The following is a 13,796-nucleotide window of genomic DNA, read 5'->3' as shown; positions in this document are numbered from 1 at the left end:
CACCGCATGTCGCGCATCACTCTACACAGCCTGCAAAGCGCTCCCGAAGCGGCCCGGCCGTTTTTGCAGAACGCCCAGAACACCTCAGGGTTCATCCCCAATCTGCTGGGCATCCTGGCCAATGCCCCGGCGGCGCTGGAGACCTACATTAGGGTATCGGAGCTCAATGGCAAGGCCGAGCTGAGCCTGGCCGAACGGGAAGTGGTGCAACTGGTGGCCGCCACCACCCACGGCTGCGATTTCTGCGTGGCCGGGCATACCGCGGTGGCGCAGAACAAGGCCAGGCTGCCGGACGAAGTGATCAGCGCGTTGCGTGAGCTGACTCCTTTGCCGGAGGAAAAACTGCAGGCGCTGGCCGTCTTCGCCGCCGAGGTGATCGCCACCCGCGGCAACGTCAGCGAACCGACATTCGCGGCGTTCAAGGCCGCCGGCTACAGCGAGGGCAATGCCCTGGAAGTGATTCTCGGGGTGAGCCTGGCGACCCTGTGCAACTTCGCCAACGTGTTCGCCCGCACGCCGCTGAACCCGGAGCTGGCCAAGTACCGCTGGCAAGCGCCGCAGCAGTGAGGCAACGGCTGGATTCAAGGCAGGGCCCTGTGGCCGATGCCGCGTAAAAAAGGAGAAAACCACATGCTCGACCCCGCATTGAGTCAATGGCTGGACGCCGAGGCCCAGGCCCTGGACTTGGGCCACTGCGACCCACAGCAGGTGCTGGCACGACTGGCCGAGGCCCAGGTGCTGCGCATCGGTATTCCAGCCGGGCAGGGCGGCAGCGACGGCGACCTGGGCGCTGCCGTGGAAGCGGTCGCCGCGGTAGCCAGCCATTCCCTGGCGGCGGCCTTTGTGTTCTGGGGCCAGCGGGCCTTTATCGAATACCTGCTGAAAAGCCCCAACACGGCCTTGCGCGAGCGTCTGTTACCGGACCTGCTCAGCGGCGAGCTGGCGGGAGCCACCGGGCTGTCGAACGCCATGAAGTTCCTCTCGGGCATCGAGGCCCTGCAAGTCCGCGCGTTGCCACGGGCTGGCGGCTGGCGCCTGAACGGGCGCCTGCACTGGGTCACCAATCTGCGTAAAAGCGGCTTTGTGGTGGCCGCGGCCATCGAGCACGAGCAGGGCGGCGCGCCCTTTATCCTGGCGATCCCCGCGGCCCTGGATGGCCTGCAACGCTCCGAGGATCTGCAGCTGATGGGCTTGCAGTCGAGCAATACCGCGGCGCTGGAACTGCAACAGGTCGAGGTCGGCCACGACTGGTTGCTGCACGAGGACGCCAAGGCCTTTCTGCCGGCGGTGCGCCCGGCGTTTCTCGGCCTGCAATGCGGCATGGCCATCGGCCTGGCGCGGCGCGCGCTGGATGAAGTGCAAGCGCATCTGCACAGCGGTCGTTCGATCCTGCGCGAGCCTTTCGAGGAGCAACGCCAGCGGTTGGAAGAGCACGTCGACCAGCTCAAGCGCGGCCTGCTCGACGGGTGTTTCCTCAGCCAGCCAGCGGCGCTGTTCCGGCTGCGCATCGCCCTGGCCGAAGCCGCGGCCAACGCCGTGCAGCTGGAGTTGCAGGCCAGTGGCGGCAAGGCCTACCTGAGCGAACATGGCAGCGGTTTTGCCCGACGCTGGCGCGAGTCGGCCTTCGTGCCGATCGTCACCCCGAGCCTGGTGCAATTGCGCGCCGAGTTGCGGCGTCAGGCCCGGGATGCGGCGGCATGAGCGCGGCCTTGCTCGAAGCCCGGCAGATCAGCCTTGGCTACCCCGGCGAACACGGCTCGCAAGCGGTGCTGGAAGGATTCGACCTGCGCTTGCAGCCGGGGGAAGTGGTGTCGATCCTCGGCCCCAGCGGCGTCGGCAAGTCCAGCCTGTTGCGGGTCCTGGCCGGCTTGCAGGTACCCCTGGGCGGCAGCGTCAGCCTGCTGGGCCAGGCGCTGGATGGCCCGCATCCACGGGTGGCGGTGGCTTTCCAGGACCCCAGCCTGCTGCCCTGGCTGAACCTGGAGCACAACGTCGCCTTCGGCCTCGACTTCGCCCGCCAGCCGGCGCTGAGCGCCCGGCAACGCCAGGTGCGGATCGACCAGGCAATCGCCGAGGTCGGCCTGCAACATGCCCGTGGGCATTACCCGGCGCAGCTGTCCGGCGGCATGGCCCAGCGCACCGCGCTGGCCCGTTGCCTGGCCCGCCAGCCGCAGGTGCTGCTGCTCGACGAACCCTTTGGCGCGCTGGACGAAGTGACCCGCGCCGACATGCAGCAACTGCTGCTCAAGGTGATTGCCGAGCACCGCACCGCGGCGCTGTTGATCACCCACGACATCGACGAAGCCCTGCTGCTTTCCGAGCGGATCCTGCTACTGGGTAACAGCCCGGCGCGGACCCTCGGTGAGTGGCGCATCGACCTGCCTCAGCCGCGCGCCGAGCTGGTGGAAGAACTGGGCGCCCTGCGTATCGAGATTCTCAAAACCCTTCGGCGGGCGAGCCGCGCTCCACAACCCCAAGCCTTAGCTCTTCCTCTGTAGGAGCGAGGCTTGCCCGCGAAAAATCTCAACGTTGACGGGGTGTCTGGAGCCCTGCGCCGCACTGACGTTTTTATCGCGAGCAAGCTTCGCTCCTACAGAAGAGGTGGTGATAGCTGGGTTCAACCCCTTGCCCGAATTGTCGGAGATACACCATGTGCCTGGATGACTTCACCCATAGCCGTCGCGACTTCCTCAAACTCAGTGCCTTGCTCACCGCTGGCGGCGCCTTGCCGTTGCTCAACAGCCTGCAGGCCCGCGCCGCCGCGGAGCCGGACGCGCCGGTGCGCATCGGCTACCTGCCGATCACCGACGCCACGCCACTGCTGGTGGCCCATAACAACGGCCTGTTCGAAGCCGAGGGTATCCGCTCCGAGCGCCCGGTGCTGCTGCGCAACTGGGCGCAGGTGATCGAGGCGTTCATTTCCGGGCAGGTCAATGTGATCCACCTGCTGTCGCCGATGACCGTCTGGGCCCGTTATGGCAGCAAGGTGCCGGCCAAGGTGGTGGCCTGGAACCACGTTGGCGGCTCGGGCCTGACGGTGGCGCCGGGCATCACCGAGGTCCGGCAACTGGGCGGGCAGGCGCTGGCGATTCCGTTCTGGTACTCGATCCACAACGTGGTGGTGCAGCAGCTGTTGCGCGACAACGGCCTGACTCCGGTCAGCCGGCCGGCCAGCAGCCCGCTGGCGGAGAACGAGGTCAATCTGCTGGTGCTGCCGCCGTCGGACATGCCGCCGGCCCTGGCCAGCAAGCGCATCGCCGGCTACATAGTCGCCGAACCCTTCAATGCCCTGGCCGAGGAACTCAAGGTCGGCCGGGTGCAGCGCTTTACCGGGGATATCTGGCGCAACCACGCCTGCTGCGTGGTGTTCATGCACGAGCAGGACCTGAACCAGCGCCCCGAATGGTCGCAGAAGGTGGTCAACGCCATCGTCAAGGCGCAGCTGTGGACCCGCGACAACCGCGCCGAGGCGGCCCAGTTGCTGTCCCGGGACGGCGCCAACCGCTACACGCCACACGCGCCCCAGGTGTTGAGCCGGGTCCTGGCGCCGAGTGCCGGCGAGCGCCAGCAGTACCTGGCCGACGGTGCGATCCGCCACGAGCACTGGGACGAGCAGCGCATCGACTTTCAGCCGTACCCGTTCCCCAGCTACACCGAGGAGCTGGTCAAGCGCCTCAAGGACACCCTGATCGAAGGCGACAAGGGTTTCCTGGCCAGCCTCGACCCGCAGCACACCGCCCGCGACCTGGTGGACGAGCGCTTCGTACGCAACGCCATCGCCACGGTCGGCGGGCTCAAGGCGTTCGGCTTGCCCGACAGCTTCGAACGCAGCGAGGAGTTCAGCCTCTGATGGCCAAGCGATCCGCATCGAGCCTGCCTTGGCTCCTGGGCGTGGCGGGGCTGCTGTGCCTGCTGCTGTTGTGGTGGCTGGGCGTGCGCCTGTTCGGCAGCGCCGACGGGCTGGCGGCGCGCTTTGCGCCGGCGGCGACCCTGGCCAGCCTGCTGGAACTGCTGGGCCGCGCCGAGCTGTATGAGCACGTGCTGGTCAGCCTCAAGCGCATCCTGGTGGGCCTGGCCCTGGCCTTGCTGGTCGGCGTGCCCCTGGGCCTGCTGATCGGCAGCTATCGGCACCTGGAGGCAGCCACCACCCCGGCGTTCCAGTTCCTGCGGATGATCTCGCCGCTGTCGTGGATGCCGGTGGTGGTGATGCTGATGGGGGTAGGGGACCAGCCGATCTACTTCCTGCTGGCCTTCGCCGCGGTCTGGCCAATCCTGCTCAACACCGCGGCCGGGGTGCGCCAGCTCGACCCGCGTTGGCTGCAACTGAGCCGCAGCCTCAGCGCCACCCGCTGGGAAACCCTGCGCAAGGTGATCCTGCCCGGGGTGCTGGGCCATGTGCTGACCGGTGTGCGCCTGGCCATCGGCATTTTGTGGATCGTCCTGGTGCCTTGCGAAATGCTCGGTGTCAGCGCCGGCCTGGGCTATTTCATCCTCGATACCCGCGACCGCCTGGCCTATTCGGAACTGATGGCCATGGTCCTGCTGATCGGTGCCCTGGGCTTTGCCCTGGACAGCCTGGCCCGTGGTCTGCACCGACGCTGGACGCACTTGCCGTAACGCCGCGACGGGCGCATTGTCAGTGGGAAGTCTGAAGTCATGCTGGCGTTCGATCCGGCGTTGACGCACCGGCGTATAGAGAAGCGGGCGCCAGTGGCCGGCGTGGGCGTCCAGCCTATCTGGAGGTGCGCCATGAGCCAGTACCAACGCTTGTTGCTGGTCATCGACCCGACAATGCGCGAATCCCCCGCGATCCCCCGTGCAGCCGCCCTGGCCAAGGCCAGCGGCGCGACCCTGCATATCGCAGCCTTGCTGAAACCGGCGTCGATTCTTTCCCTGTTCGAGCACAACGTGCGCAATGAGGCGCGCGAACGTTACCGCCTGGAACATCAGCACTGGTTGCTGGATGAGGTGCATCGGCTGCGTGCCCATGGGGTCACGGTCAACGGCGAGGTGACCTGGGCCGACGACCTGCTGGAGGAAATCCTGCAGCACGTCGCGGAAATCCAGCCCGACCTGCTGATCAAGGACGTGCAGCACGAACCGGCGCTGAAACGCGCCTTTCTCACGCCGATGGACTGGCACCTGCTGCGCCAGTGCCCGGTACCCCTGTACCTGATGGGCCGCCATGGCCACACCTTGCCGCAGAGGGTGGTGGCGGCGGTCGACCCGTCGCGGCCGGAGTACCAGCGCAACGGGCTCAACGACCGGATCATCCACGAAGCCAACAGCCTGGCCCTGCAATGCGATGCCGAGCTGCACCTGCTGCATGCCTATGACGTATCGTCGGTCTACCTGGGCGATGCCGGGGGCGGTGGCCTGGTGTTGGCGGACCTGACCCGGGAACTGCGGGTCACCCTGGAAAAAGCCTTTCTCGAACTGGCCGAGCGTTATGGCGTGCCCGAGGAACGGCGGCATTTCATCCTCGGACAACCGGTCACGGTGCTGGCCAATTTCGTCACCGAGAACCAGGCCGACGTGCTGGTCATGGGCCGGGTGCATCGCGAGGGCCTGGAAAAACTGGTGGGCAGTACCACCGAGCACGCGCTGTATCAGGTGCCCTGCAGCCTGCTGGCGCTGTAGCCGGGCTGCCTTGGGAGGTGAGACATGAGCGAATATCCGTCATTGCAGATGACCCTGCGCAACCGTCAGGCCGCTGGGCAAGGGCTGGTTGCGTCGTTGCAGAAATACAGTCGCCGGCCCGAGGTGATAGTGCTGGCGTTGCCCCGGGGCGGGGTGCCGGTGGCCTGGGAAATCGCCCGGGCCCTGGAGGTGCGGCTGGACCTGATGCTGGTGCGCAAGCTCGGCGTGCCCGGTCATGAAGAGCTGGCAATGGGCGCCATCGCCAGCAGCGGCATCCGCATCCTCAATCAGGACGTCCTGAGCAGCCATTACATCGGTGATGCCGAGCTGCAATCGGTGACCCAGCGGGAAACCCAGGAGTTGCAGCGTCGTGATCGGGTCTACCGCGGCGACCGGGCTGCGCCCGACCTGCGTGGCCAGGTGGTGATCCTGGTGGACGACGGGCTGGCCACCGGTGCCTCGATGCACGCCGCGGTCCAGGCCACGCGCCTGCAGCACCCGGCGCGGATAGTGGTGGCCGTGCCCCTGGCGCCGCAGGAAACCGTGGACACCCTGAGTTTCGAGGTCGACGAGCTGATCTGCCCGATCACCCCGCTGTGGTTCGTGTCGATCGGCAACGGCTATGCGGACTTTGCCCAGACCTCGGACGAGGAGGTGATCGAGCTGTTGCAGCGCGCCTGGCAGCGGCCGTGCGAAGGCGCTGCGGCATGAGCCTCTCGGCGGCCTGAAACCGGGTGCCTCGGAACCAAAACCGGTGTTGCCCCTCCAAGCTGTGCCCGGCGCTGCGTGCAGGCCGGGCGAGGGATCCATGGGCGAGGGATTTTTGCCATTGAGGTGACGACCGCAACGGTCCGACACAGGGCAAAACATGAAACGAGGCTTCAAGCTTCTCTGCGCAGTGCTACTCGCCGTCGGCCTCGCCGGTTGCATCGCTGCCCCCATCGAAATGACCGCGCAGACCGAGCAACGCCTGCGCGCCCAGGCACCGATCCGCTTTCTGCTGACCTTCGACGACGGCCCCAGCGCTTCCAGCATTTATAACCCGACCGAGCGGGTACTCGATGACCTGCTCGACAACCCGCTGCAACCGGCGATCAAGGCGGTGTTCTTCGTCCAGACCCGCGCCTCGCGGGCCGGCGGCAGCGACATAGGGCGGCGGATAATGGCCCGCGAGCACGCCGAGGGCCATGTGCTGGGCTTTCATACCGCCACGCCGAGGCACACCAACCATCGCTCGCTCGACCCGCCGGAGCTGGAGCAGTCCCTGAGCGACGGCAGCGCCGATATCGCGTTGATCACCGGCGTGTCGCCGAGCCTGGTGCGCCCACCATTCTGGAACTACGACAAGCGCACCTTCGCCGCCTACCAGCGGCATGGCCTGCATGTGTTGCTGACCGACCTCAGCGCCAACGACGGCAAGGTCTGGGGGTTCAACGCCAGCCCACGGCGCCGGGCCAATATGCTGCGCCAACTGTCGGAGGTGCGCGAACGCATTGCCCTGGGCCAGCTGCCGACGGTGGACGGAGCGATCCCGGTGGTGGTGACCTTCCACGACCTCAATCGCTACACCGCCCGGCATACCCGGGAATACCTGCAGATCCTGCTCGACAGCGCCCAGGCCACCGGCCTCAAGACCGCGCCCAAGCCGTTCTACGACGATACCGCGGCGCTGCAACGGGCGGTCATGGCCCGCACCGTCACCAGCAGCGAGCAGCCGGTGCGGTTGCCGGGGCTGTGGAACTGGCTGTGGGACAGGAATTCCCATTGAGCAGGCGTGACCGTTCGCATGGGACAAGACATGACCGTCGGTCCGCCAGTGCCTTGCCAGGATCGAATAAATCTCTGGTTTTACAGTCACATGGGTGGTTGCAGGCGCCGGCGCCGCCGGTTCGCACAGGGCCCGGCGCGTTGCCGGGCAGCTTTGCCAACCCATCGTTCTGACCCAGGTTCTAGGACACTTCCCATGAAGCGATTCGCGACACTCACCCTGACCCTTTGCTCCACGCTGCTGCTGGGTGGCTGCTACCCCCATTGGGACGACGGCCGGCGCTACGATCGCGACCATGACCGCTGGCGCGACCACAGTCGTTATGACCGCGATTACTACCGCGACCGCGATCATGACGACGACCGTTACGACCGCCGCTACGACCGGCGGGACAAGGACGGGCGCTATCGTCGCGACCGTGACGATGACGACGATGACGATTGAGTCGCAGGGCGGTTTTCGCCTGATATGACAACGGCGCCCTTGGGCGCCGTTGTCGTTTGTGCCGGGCGTTACTTCACCGCATAGAACTTGCGCACATAGGCCGTGCTGTGCCACGCGCAGGGCGTGCCCTGGGCAACGAACAGCGTAGCGCCGGGGCCGGCGGTCAGTCGGCTGCCATCCGCGCCCTCGAGGGTCACGCTGCCTTCCACCAGGTGCATCAGCTCATGGAGCTTGTGGGGCCGGCCATGACGGCGGTAAGGCGTGGAGTCCCAGACACCGATCCGCAGGTCGCAGGCGTCGTCCTCGAAGGCGTTGCGCGAGCGGCATTGCGGTTCCGGGCCGATCAGGATCTGCGGCTCGGGGGCCGCCGAAGGCGAGAGCATGGCCCGCGGGTCAAGCAGCGTCAGGCCCGGTTCGGCGCCCGCGGCGGCGCGTTTCACTGCGCAGAAGGCCCAGAGCGTGTCGGGTTCGGCCTCGAGCTTGAAGGTGCTGCCACGGCCGATCACCGCGCTGGCGCCCGGGGCCAGTTCCAGGGCCGGTTCCGCAGACGGCTCGGCGCTGTGGAGCAGCACCTTGCCGGCGTGCACCACGAGCATTTCGATGTGGGGGAAATCCTCGATGGCAAAACTGGCGCTGGTGCGCACGACACCGGCGGCAATCCCGTCGCTGCCGTTGTAGGCGACCAGCCGATCGGCGCCGAAAGGGTCGTGGCTGCCCAGGGCAGCGGGGGTGAACAGGCTGGCGTCGAAGCGACCGTCGGCGCCTGCCAGCAGCAAAGCGGCGGGTGTGGACATACAGATGACTCTCTGGGAAGTGGAAAAGGTGCCGCGCGGCGGGCGCCCGCGGCGTTGTGGATCAGCCGATGGCCTGGGTCACCAGGGCGAACTGGCGAACGCCGCCAAGCGCCCGGGGCGGAGTGCCGCGGGCCATCTGCGCGACCTGGTCGACCTGTTTCAGGCCAGCGCTTTGCAGCCAGTCGGCCAGGCCGCAGTCGGCCGGAATGTCGATGCGCACGAAGGCATCGGGAACCTTGCTCAGCAGGCTGGCGATCATCTGCCGGGCCTGCTCGGGGTTTTCTGCAATCACTGGGCCGATGCAGCGACCACGGCCGAACGGCCGCAGCAGGGCGAAGGCGCGCAACTGGCCGTCGCGCTCGATGCCGACGCTGTGCTCGACCACCGCGAACAGGTCTTCCAGTACCTGCTGGCGGTCCAGGCCGCTGCCGGCGTTGGCCAGGCTCAGCTGGCGCAGGCGGTCGGCCTTGCGCAGCGGCCGGCAGCTTTCGCCGGCGGGCAGGGCGCCGACCTCAGGCGCCTGCGCCTGGCCCTGATGCTGCTGGATCATGCCGAACTCGACGAAGCCCTGGCTGGCATACAGCGGCGCGCCGGCCAGGGTGGCGTTGAGGACCGGCGTGCGCGACCCGCAGGCGTGCAGGGCCTTTTCCATCAGGGTGCGGCCGATGCCCTGGCCCTGGTAGCCGTTGCTGACGATCACCAGGCCGATGGTGGCGTAGTCACCCTGGAGGCAGGCGAAGGCGCTGCCGATCAGGCGCTCGCCGTCTTCCACCACGAAGCCCTGGCTGACCCGTTGCAACATCGCCCAGTCTTCCAGGCGATGGGGCCACTTCAATTGCACCGACAGGGCGTGGGCCGCCGGCAGGTCGGCGACAGTCATCGGGCGATACACATAAGCGGGGCGAGGGGTGGCGGACATGGCAAGACTCCGTGGAAAAGATAAGCGCGATCGCCGGCTTTGCTGTGCGGCGATGCGCCTGTATCCCATCTGCGCCGAGACCTGGCAAGAGCCCGGCAGCGATTCGGCAGAATCCCTAAAAGAGCGGCCGGCAGACCACAGTAACTACTTAAAAGGGGCATAAGGTCGGCAGCAAATGCTTGCGCTTTTTTCCTAGGATGGAGGCCTGGTTTTCACCGGCCGGACCGGCCTTCGCCGACCTTATTGCCGCCTTTAGTGGAGTGCTCCATGGATAGCTTCGATCCTCGTCTTGTCGCTGTGCGCAGCGCTCATTTCATCGCCGGCCAGTACCGCGACGCCGCGCCCGGGCTGGAAGTCTTGCGCCCGTCGGACGGCCAGGCCTACGGGCAGTTGCCGATCGCCGACGCCGAATGGGTGGACGAGGCGGTGAACAACGCCTGGCAGGCCTTCGCCCGCTCCGACTGGGCCAGCCGTCCGCCCCGGGAGCGGGCGCGGGTGATGCGGCGCTGGGCCGACCTGGTGGAAGCCGACGCGGCGATCCTCGCGCCGCTGGAGGCCGTGGGTTCGACCCGTCCGCACCAGGACGTGATCGCCTGGGACATTCCTTATGTCGCCGAAGGTATCCGCTTTTTCGCCGAGCTGGCGGACAAGCACGGCGGTTCGCTGGCCGCCACCCAGACCGACCGCCTGGGCATGCAGATCGCCGAACCCTATGGGGTGATCGCCGCCATCGCGCCGTGGAATTTCCCGCTGAGCATGGCCTCGTGGAAAGTCGCCCCGGCCCTGGCCGCCGGTAACGCGGTGGTGCTCAAACCGTCGGAACTGACGCCGTACTCCAGCCTGCGGTTCGCCGAACTGGCGCTGCAAGCGGGGATCCCGGCGGGCATCTTCAACGTGGTACAGGGCGACGGCCGGGTCACTGGCGATGCCCTGTGTCGCCATCCGCGAGTGGCCAAGGTGACCTTTACCGGCTCCACCGCCACCGGTTCGAGCATCATGTCCACCTGCGCCCTGGTCGGGCCCAAGCCGGTGACCCTGGAGCTGGGCGGCAAGAGCCCGCAACTGGTGTTCGCCGACGTGCCGGACATCGCCAGGACCGCGCGCACCGTGGCCATGGCCATTACCGGCAACGCCGGGCAGGTCTGCGTCTCCGGTTCGCGGTTGCTGATCGAACGCTCGATCATGCAGCCCTTCGTCGAGCACCTGCGGACGTACTTCGAACAATTACGCCCGGGGCCGACCTGGTCGTCGGCCAGCACGCTGTCGCCGATCATTTCCCGGCAGCAGGCCAACCGCATCGACGGCATCGTCCAGCGTTCGCGCCAGGCCGGCGCCGAGGTGCTCTGTGGCGGCGGCTTGTTCGATGGCCTGGGCGGCGCCTACTACCAGCCGACCCTGTTGGCCGGCCTGGACAACAGCAACCCGGCGGTCTGCGAGGAGATCTTCGGCCCGGTGCTGACGGTGCAGGCCTTCGACGACGAAGCCGAGGCCCTGGGCCTGGCCGAGCACGCCACCTACGGCCTGGCCGCCGGGGTGCACACCGCCGACATCAACCGCGCCCTGCGCCTGGTCCGGCGCCTGGAGGCCGGCACGGTGTGGGTCAACCGCTACGGGCGCAGCAACGACTACATCCTGCCCACCGGCGGCTACAAGCGTTCCGGCATCGGCAAGGACCTGGGGCGCGAAGCCTTCGAGGCCAACCTGCGCTTCAAGAGCGTGCTGATCGATATCGCCGGCTGAAAGCCATGACCGGCAGGCGGCGGCTGAGCGGGGCGGTACGAAGTATGCATTGAACCTTCCGGCGCGGCCGAAGGCCGGCCGCCACCGGTTGGGGATTGACCGGGACACACTCTGCGATTCAGCGAAACGGGCGCTTCCAGACGGGGGCGCCCGTTTTTGTTGGGGCGGCGCAGGTTCTGCGGCGGTCGGGCCCTGGCTTGAGCCCCGGCGGCTGGAAAAGGTCCATAAAAGCGCATGAATACGGGCTTTGCCCAAGGCTGGCGCGCCCCGCAAAGTCTGCTGAGGGCACCCCGAAAAACGGTGGTTTGTATCGAGCAGCCCGCGCTTTTAACGCCATCTGCTGATTTCACGGTGTTGTAATGAAGCTGTGATTGCAACGCTGCATCAGGGCTCCGGCAGCCGCGCTCTTGCGTGTCACGCCATGACCTCAACGAACTTCAGGACCGCACTCAATGAGCTTTCTTCGTCCCAAATTCATTACGTTCGACTGCTACGGTACGCTGACCAACTTCCACATGGGCACCATGACCCGCGAGCTGTTCGCCGACCGCGTCAGCCCCGAGCAGATGGACCAGTTCGTCAAGGACTTCTCGGCCTATCGCCTGGACCAGGTGATGGGCGACTGGAGGCCCTACGACGAGATCCTCAAGACCGCGCTGGCGCGGACCTGCAAGCGCTGGGGCGTCGAGTACCGTGACGAAGGCCAGCTGTACTACGACGCGGTGCCGACCTGGGGCCCCCATCCCGACGTGCCGGCCGGCCTGTCGAAGATCGCCGACAAGATCCCCCTGGTGATTTTCTCCAACGCCAGCGACAGCCAGATCATGTCCAACGTCGACAAGCTCGGCGCGCCGTTCCACAAGGTCTTCACCGCCGAACAGGCCCAGGCCTACAAGCCACGCCTGGCGGCCTTCGAGTTCATGCTCGACAACCTCGGCTGCGGCCCGCAAGACATCCTCCACGTGTCTTCCAGCTTCCGTTACGACCTGATGCCGGCCCACGACATGAAGATCAAGCACAAGGCCTTCGTCGCCCGTGGCCACGAACAGCCGGCCAACGCCATCTACGGCTACCAGCAGATCCCCGACATCGGCGGCCTGGCCGCGCTGGTCGGTCTCTGATCGGTCATGGGCGCTCTTCAAGGCATGGTCAGGGAGTCAGGCATGGGCAGTGAATCCTATTGGCTCGACAGTGCGCCGGCGTTCACCGGGGCACAGGCCGGCGCGTTGCCGGACAGCGTCGACGTGGCGATCGTCGGTGGCGGGTTCACCGGGTTGTCCGCGGCCCGCGCGCTGGCCATGAAGGGCGCCCGGGTGGTGGTGCTGGAGGCCGGCCGGGTGATCGGCGAAGCCTCCGGGCGCAACGGCGGCCAGTGCAACACCGGGGTGGCCCAGGATTATGCCGCCCTCAGCGCCAGCCTCGGCGCCGAGCGGGCGCGGGCCTATTACCAGGCCTACGAGCGGGCGGTGCAGAGCGTCGTGGCGCTGGTGGAGCAGGAGGGCATCGGTTGCGACCTCAAGCGCAACGGCAAGCTCAAGCTGGCGGCCAAGCCCTTGCATTACGAAGGGCTGGCGCGCACCTGCGAGCTGATTCGCCGCGAGGTCGATGCCGATGTCGAGTTGCTGTCCGCCGAGCAGGTGCGCGGCGAAGTCGATTCCGCCGGTTTTCACGGCGGCCTGTTGCAGCGCAACGGCGTACAGATGCATGTCGGGCGCTTCGGCGTCGGCCTGGCGCAGGCGGCGGCGCGCCATGGCGCGCTGATCTATCAGGACTGTGCGGTCAAAGGCTGGCAAGGCAACAGTGGCGGCTACCGGCTCGACACCGCGCGCGGTTCGTTGCAGGCGCGGCAGATCCTGCTGGCCACCGGCGCCTGCCAGCATGGCGACCTCGGCTGGTACCGGCGGCGCATCGTGCCGGTGGGCAGCTTCGTGGTGACCACCGAGGTGCTGCCGCAAGCCCTGGTCGAGCGGCTGCTGCCGCACCAGCGTTCCTATGTCACCAGCCGCACCATCGGCAACTACTTCCGCCTGACCCCGGACAACCGCCTGCTGTTCGGCGGCCGGGCGCGTTTCGCCATGTCCAGCCCCAGCTCCGACGCCAAGAGCGGCAAGGTGCTGCAGGCGGCCATGGTGCAGATGTTCCCGCAACTGGCCGGGGTCGGGATCGACTACTGCTGGGGCGGGCTGGTGGACATGACCAGCGACCGGCTGCCCCGGGCCGGCGAACGCAACGGCATCTACCACGCCATGGGCTACAGCGGCCATGGCGTGCAGATGTCGGTGCACATGGGCCAGGTCATGGCCGAGGTCATGGACGGCAAGGCCAGCGCCAACCCCAACCCCTGGCAAGACCTGGCGTGGCCGGCGATTCCCGGGCACTTCGGCAAGCCCTGGTTCCTGCCGTTGGTAGGTGCTTACTACCGCTTCCAGGACTATCTGCACTGAGTTTGCTGCACCGTCGTTTTGCGTTTCCAGGACGCTCCGGTCAACCG

The 13,796-nt window shown here is 67.1% G+C and carries 14 protein-coding genes; 12 read left to right on the top strand and 2 right to left on the bottom strand.

The annotated features are described in order from the left end of the window. Nucleotides 1-6 precede the first annotated feature (6 nt). The 9 genes from C4K38_RS16440 to C4K38_RS16400 all read left to right on the top strand — a co-directional run bounded on the left by C4K38_RS16440 (nucleotide 7) and on the right by C4K38_RS16400 (nucleotide 7,852). Nucleotides 7-567, top strand: coding sequence for a carboxymuconolactone decarboxylase family protein (locus C4K38_RS16440; RefSeq protein WP_053279297.1), 561 nt, complete (start codon nucleotides 7-9; stop codon nucleotides 565-567). Between the two features lie 63 nt (nucleotides 568-630). Continuing rightward, nucleotides 631-1,701: an acyl-CoA dehydrogenase family protein gene (locus C4K38_RS16435; protein WP_053279296.1), complete on the top strand. Its 1,071-nt coding sequence runs from the start codon at nucleotides 631-633 to the stop codon at nucleotides 1,699-1,701. Next, the gene (locus tag C4K38_RS16430) at nucleotides 1,698-2,498 is read left to right on the top strand and encodes an ABC transporter ATP-binding protein (protein WP_053279295.1); all 801 of its coding nucleotides are present in this window, start codon (nucleotides 1,698-1,700) and stop codon (nucleotides 2,496-2,498) included. The genes C4K38_RS16435 and C4K38_RS16430 overlap by 4 nt, the downstream gene beginning before the upstream one ends. A gap of 152 nt (nucleotides 2,499-2,650) precedes the next feature. Then, nucleotides 2,651-3,850, top strand: coding sequence for an ABC transporter substrate-binding protein (locus tag C4K38_RS16425; protein ID WP_053279294.1), 1,200 nt, complete (start codon nucleotides 2,651-2,653; stop codon nucleotides 3,848-3,850). Then, nucleotides 3,850-4,617: an ABC transporter permease gene (locus tag C4K38_RS16420; RefSeq protein ID WP_053279293.1), complete on the top strand. Its 768-nt coding sequence runs from the start codon at nucleotides 3,850-3,852 to the stop codon at nucleotides 4,615-4,617. Before C4K38_RS16425 ends, C4K38_RS16420 begins: the two co-directional genes overlap by 1 nt. Before the next feature lie 132 nt (nucleotides 4,618-4,749). After that, entirely contained in the window at nucleotides 4,750-5,640 is an 891-nt protein-coding gene (locus C4K38_RS16415; protein ID WP_053279292.1) for a universal stress protein, read from the top strand. Nucleotides 5,641-5,664: 24 nt separating this feature from the next. Further along, entirely contained in the window at nucleotides 5,665-6,351 is a 687-nt protein-coding gene (locus C4K38_RS16410) for a phosphoribosyltransferase (protein ID WP_053279291.1), read from the top strand. A gap of 157 nt (nucleotides 6,352-6,508) precedes the next feature. After that, nucleotides 6,509-7,408, top strand: coding sequence for a polysaccharide deacetylase family protein (locus C4K38_RS16405; protein WP_053279290.1), 900 nt, complete (start codon nucleotides 6,509-6,511; stop codon nucleotides 7,406-7,408). A 195-nt stretch (nucleotides 7,409-7,603) separates the two neighbouring features. Further along, nucleotides 7,604-7,852 (top strand): hypothetical protein, encoded by a 249-nt coding sequence (locus C4K38_RS16400; protein WP_041983638.1) that lies wholly within the window; start codon nucleotides 7,604-7,606, stop codon nucleotides 7,850-7,852. Between the two features lie 68 nt (nucleotides 7,853-7,920). Here C4K38_RS16400 and C4K38_RS16395 read toward each other — a convergent pair whose 3' ends face one another. Further along, nucleotides 7,921-8,646, bottom strand: coding sequence for a cupin domain-containing protein (locus C4K38_RS16395; protein ID WP_053279289.1), 726 nt, complete (start codon nucleotides 8,644-8,646; stop codon nucleotides 7,921-7,923). A 61-nt stretch (nucleotides 8,647-8,707) separates the two neighbouring features. Continuing rightward, nucleotides 8,708-9,565: a GNAT family N-acetyltransferase gene (locus C4K38_RS16390; protein ID WP_053279288.1), complete on the bottom strand. Its 858-nt coding sequence runs from the start codon at nucleotides 9,563-9,565 to the stop codon at nucleotides 8,708-8,710. 267 nt (nucleotides 9,566-9,832) lie between these two features. On the opposite strand from C4K38_RS16390, the gene C4K38_RS16385 reads away from it, so the two are divergent. The 3 genes from C4K38_RS16385 to C4K38_RS16375 all read left to right on the top strand — a co-directional run bounded on the left by C4K38_RS16385 (nucleotide 9,833) and on the right by C4K38_RS16375 (nucleotide 13,749). Then, the gene (locus C4K38_RS16385; protein ID WP_053279287.1) at nucleotides 9,833-11,305 is read left to right on the top strand and encodes an aldehyde dehydrogenase family protein; all 1,473 of its coding nucleotides are present in this window, start codon (nucleotides 9,833-9,835) and stop codon (nucleotides 11,303-11,305) included. 452 nt (nucleotides 11,306-11,757) lie between these two features. Continuing rightward, nucleotides 11,758-12,426, top strand: coding sequence for a haloacid dehalogenase type II (locus C4K38_RS16380; RefSeq protein ID WP_009049179.1), 669 nt, complete (start codon nucleotides 11,758-11,760; stop codon nucleotides 12,424-12,426). 42 nt (nucleotides 12,427-12,468) lie between these two features. Continuing rightward, the gene (locus C4K38_RS16375) at nucleotides 12,469-13,749 is read left to right on the top strand and encodes an NAD(P)/FAD-dependent oxidoreductase (RefSeq protein WP_053279286.1); all 1,281 of its coding nucleotides are present in this window, start codon (nucleotides 12,469-12,471) and stop codon (nucleotides 13,747-13,749) included. Nucleotides 13,750-13,796 lie beyond the last annotated feature (47 nt).

Origin of the sequence: Pseudomonas chlororaphis subsp. piscium, assembly GCF_003850345.1 — a bacterium.
Lineage (GTDB): Bacteria > Pseudomonadota > Gammaproteobacteria > Pseudomonadales > Pseudomonadaceae > Aquipseudomonas > Aquipseudomonas piscium.
Note: the sequence above shows the minus strand (reverse complement) of the source record. Positions and strands in the feature narration are given on the sequence as shown.

Coding starts and splice junctions, on each gene's coding strand:
- C4K38_RS16440 (WP_053279297.1), top strand. CDS start 7: ATGTCGCGCATCACTCTACACAGCCTGCAAAGCGCTCCCGAAGCGGCC.
- C4K38_RS16420 (WP_053279293.1), top strand. CDS start 3,850: ATGGCCAAGCGATCCGCATCGAGCCTGCCTTGGCTCCTGGGCGTGGCG.
- C4K38_RS16375 (WP_053279286.1), top strand. CDS start 12,469: ATGGGCAGTGAATCCTATTGGCTCGACAGTGCGCCGGCGTTCACCGGG.
- C4K38_RS16405 (WP_053279290.1), top strand. CDS start 6,509: ATGAAACGAGGCTTCAAGCTTCTCTGCGCAGTGCTACTCGCCGTCGGC.
- C4K38_RS16380 (WP_009049179.1), top strand. CDS start 11,758: ATGAGCTTTCTTCGTCCCAAATTCATTACGTTCGACTGCTACGGTACG.
- C4K38_RS16415 (WP_053279292.1), top strand. CDS start 4,750: ATGAGCCAGTACCAACGCTTGTTGCTGGTCATCGACCCGACAATGCGC.
- C4K38_RS16435 (WP_053279296.1), top strand. CDS start 631: ATGCTCGACCCCGCATTGAGTCAATGGCTGGACGCCGAGGCCCAGGCC.
- C4K38_RS16425 (WP_053279294.1), top strand. CDS start 2,651: ATGTGCCTGGATGACTTCACCCATAGCCGTCGCGACTTCCTCAAACTC.
- C4K38_RS16390 (WP_053279288.1), bottom strand. CDS start 9,565: ATGTCCGCCACCCCTCGCCCCGCTTATGTGTATCGCCCGATGACTGTC.
- C4K38_RS16385 (WP_053279287.1), top strand. CDS start 9,833: ATGGATAGCTTCGATCCTCGTCTTGTCGCTGTGCGCAGCGCTCATTTC.
- C4K38_RS16410 (WP_053279291.1), top strand. CDS start 5,665: ATGAGCGAATATCCGTCATTGCAGATGACCCTGCGCAACCGTCAGGCC.
- C4K38_RS16430 (WP_053279295.1), top strand. CDS start 1,698: ATGAGCGCGGCCTTGCTCGAAGCCCGGCAGATCAGCCTTGGCTACCCC.
- C4K38_RS16395 (WP_053279289.1), bottom strand. CDS start 8,646: ATGTCCACACCCGCCGCTTTGCTGCTGGCAGGCGCCGACGGTCGCTTC.
- C4K38_RS16400 (WP_041983638.1), top strand. CDS start 7,604: ATGAAGCGATTCGCGACACTCACCCTGACCCTTTGCTCCACGCTGCTG.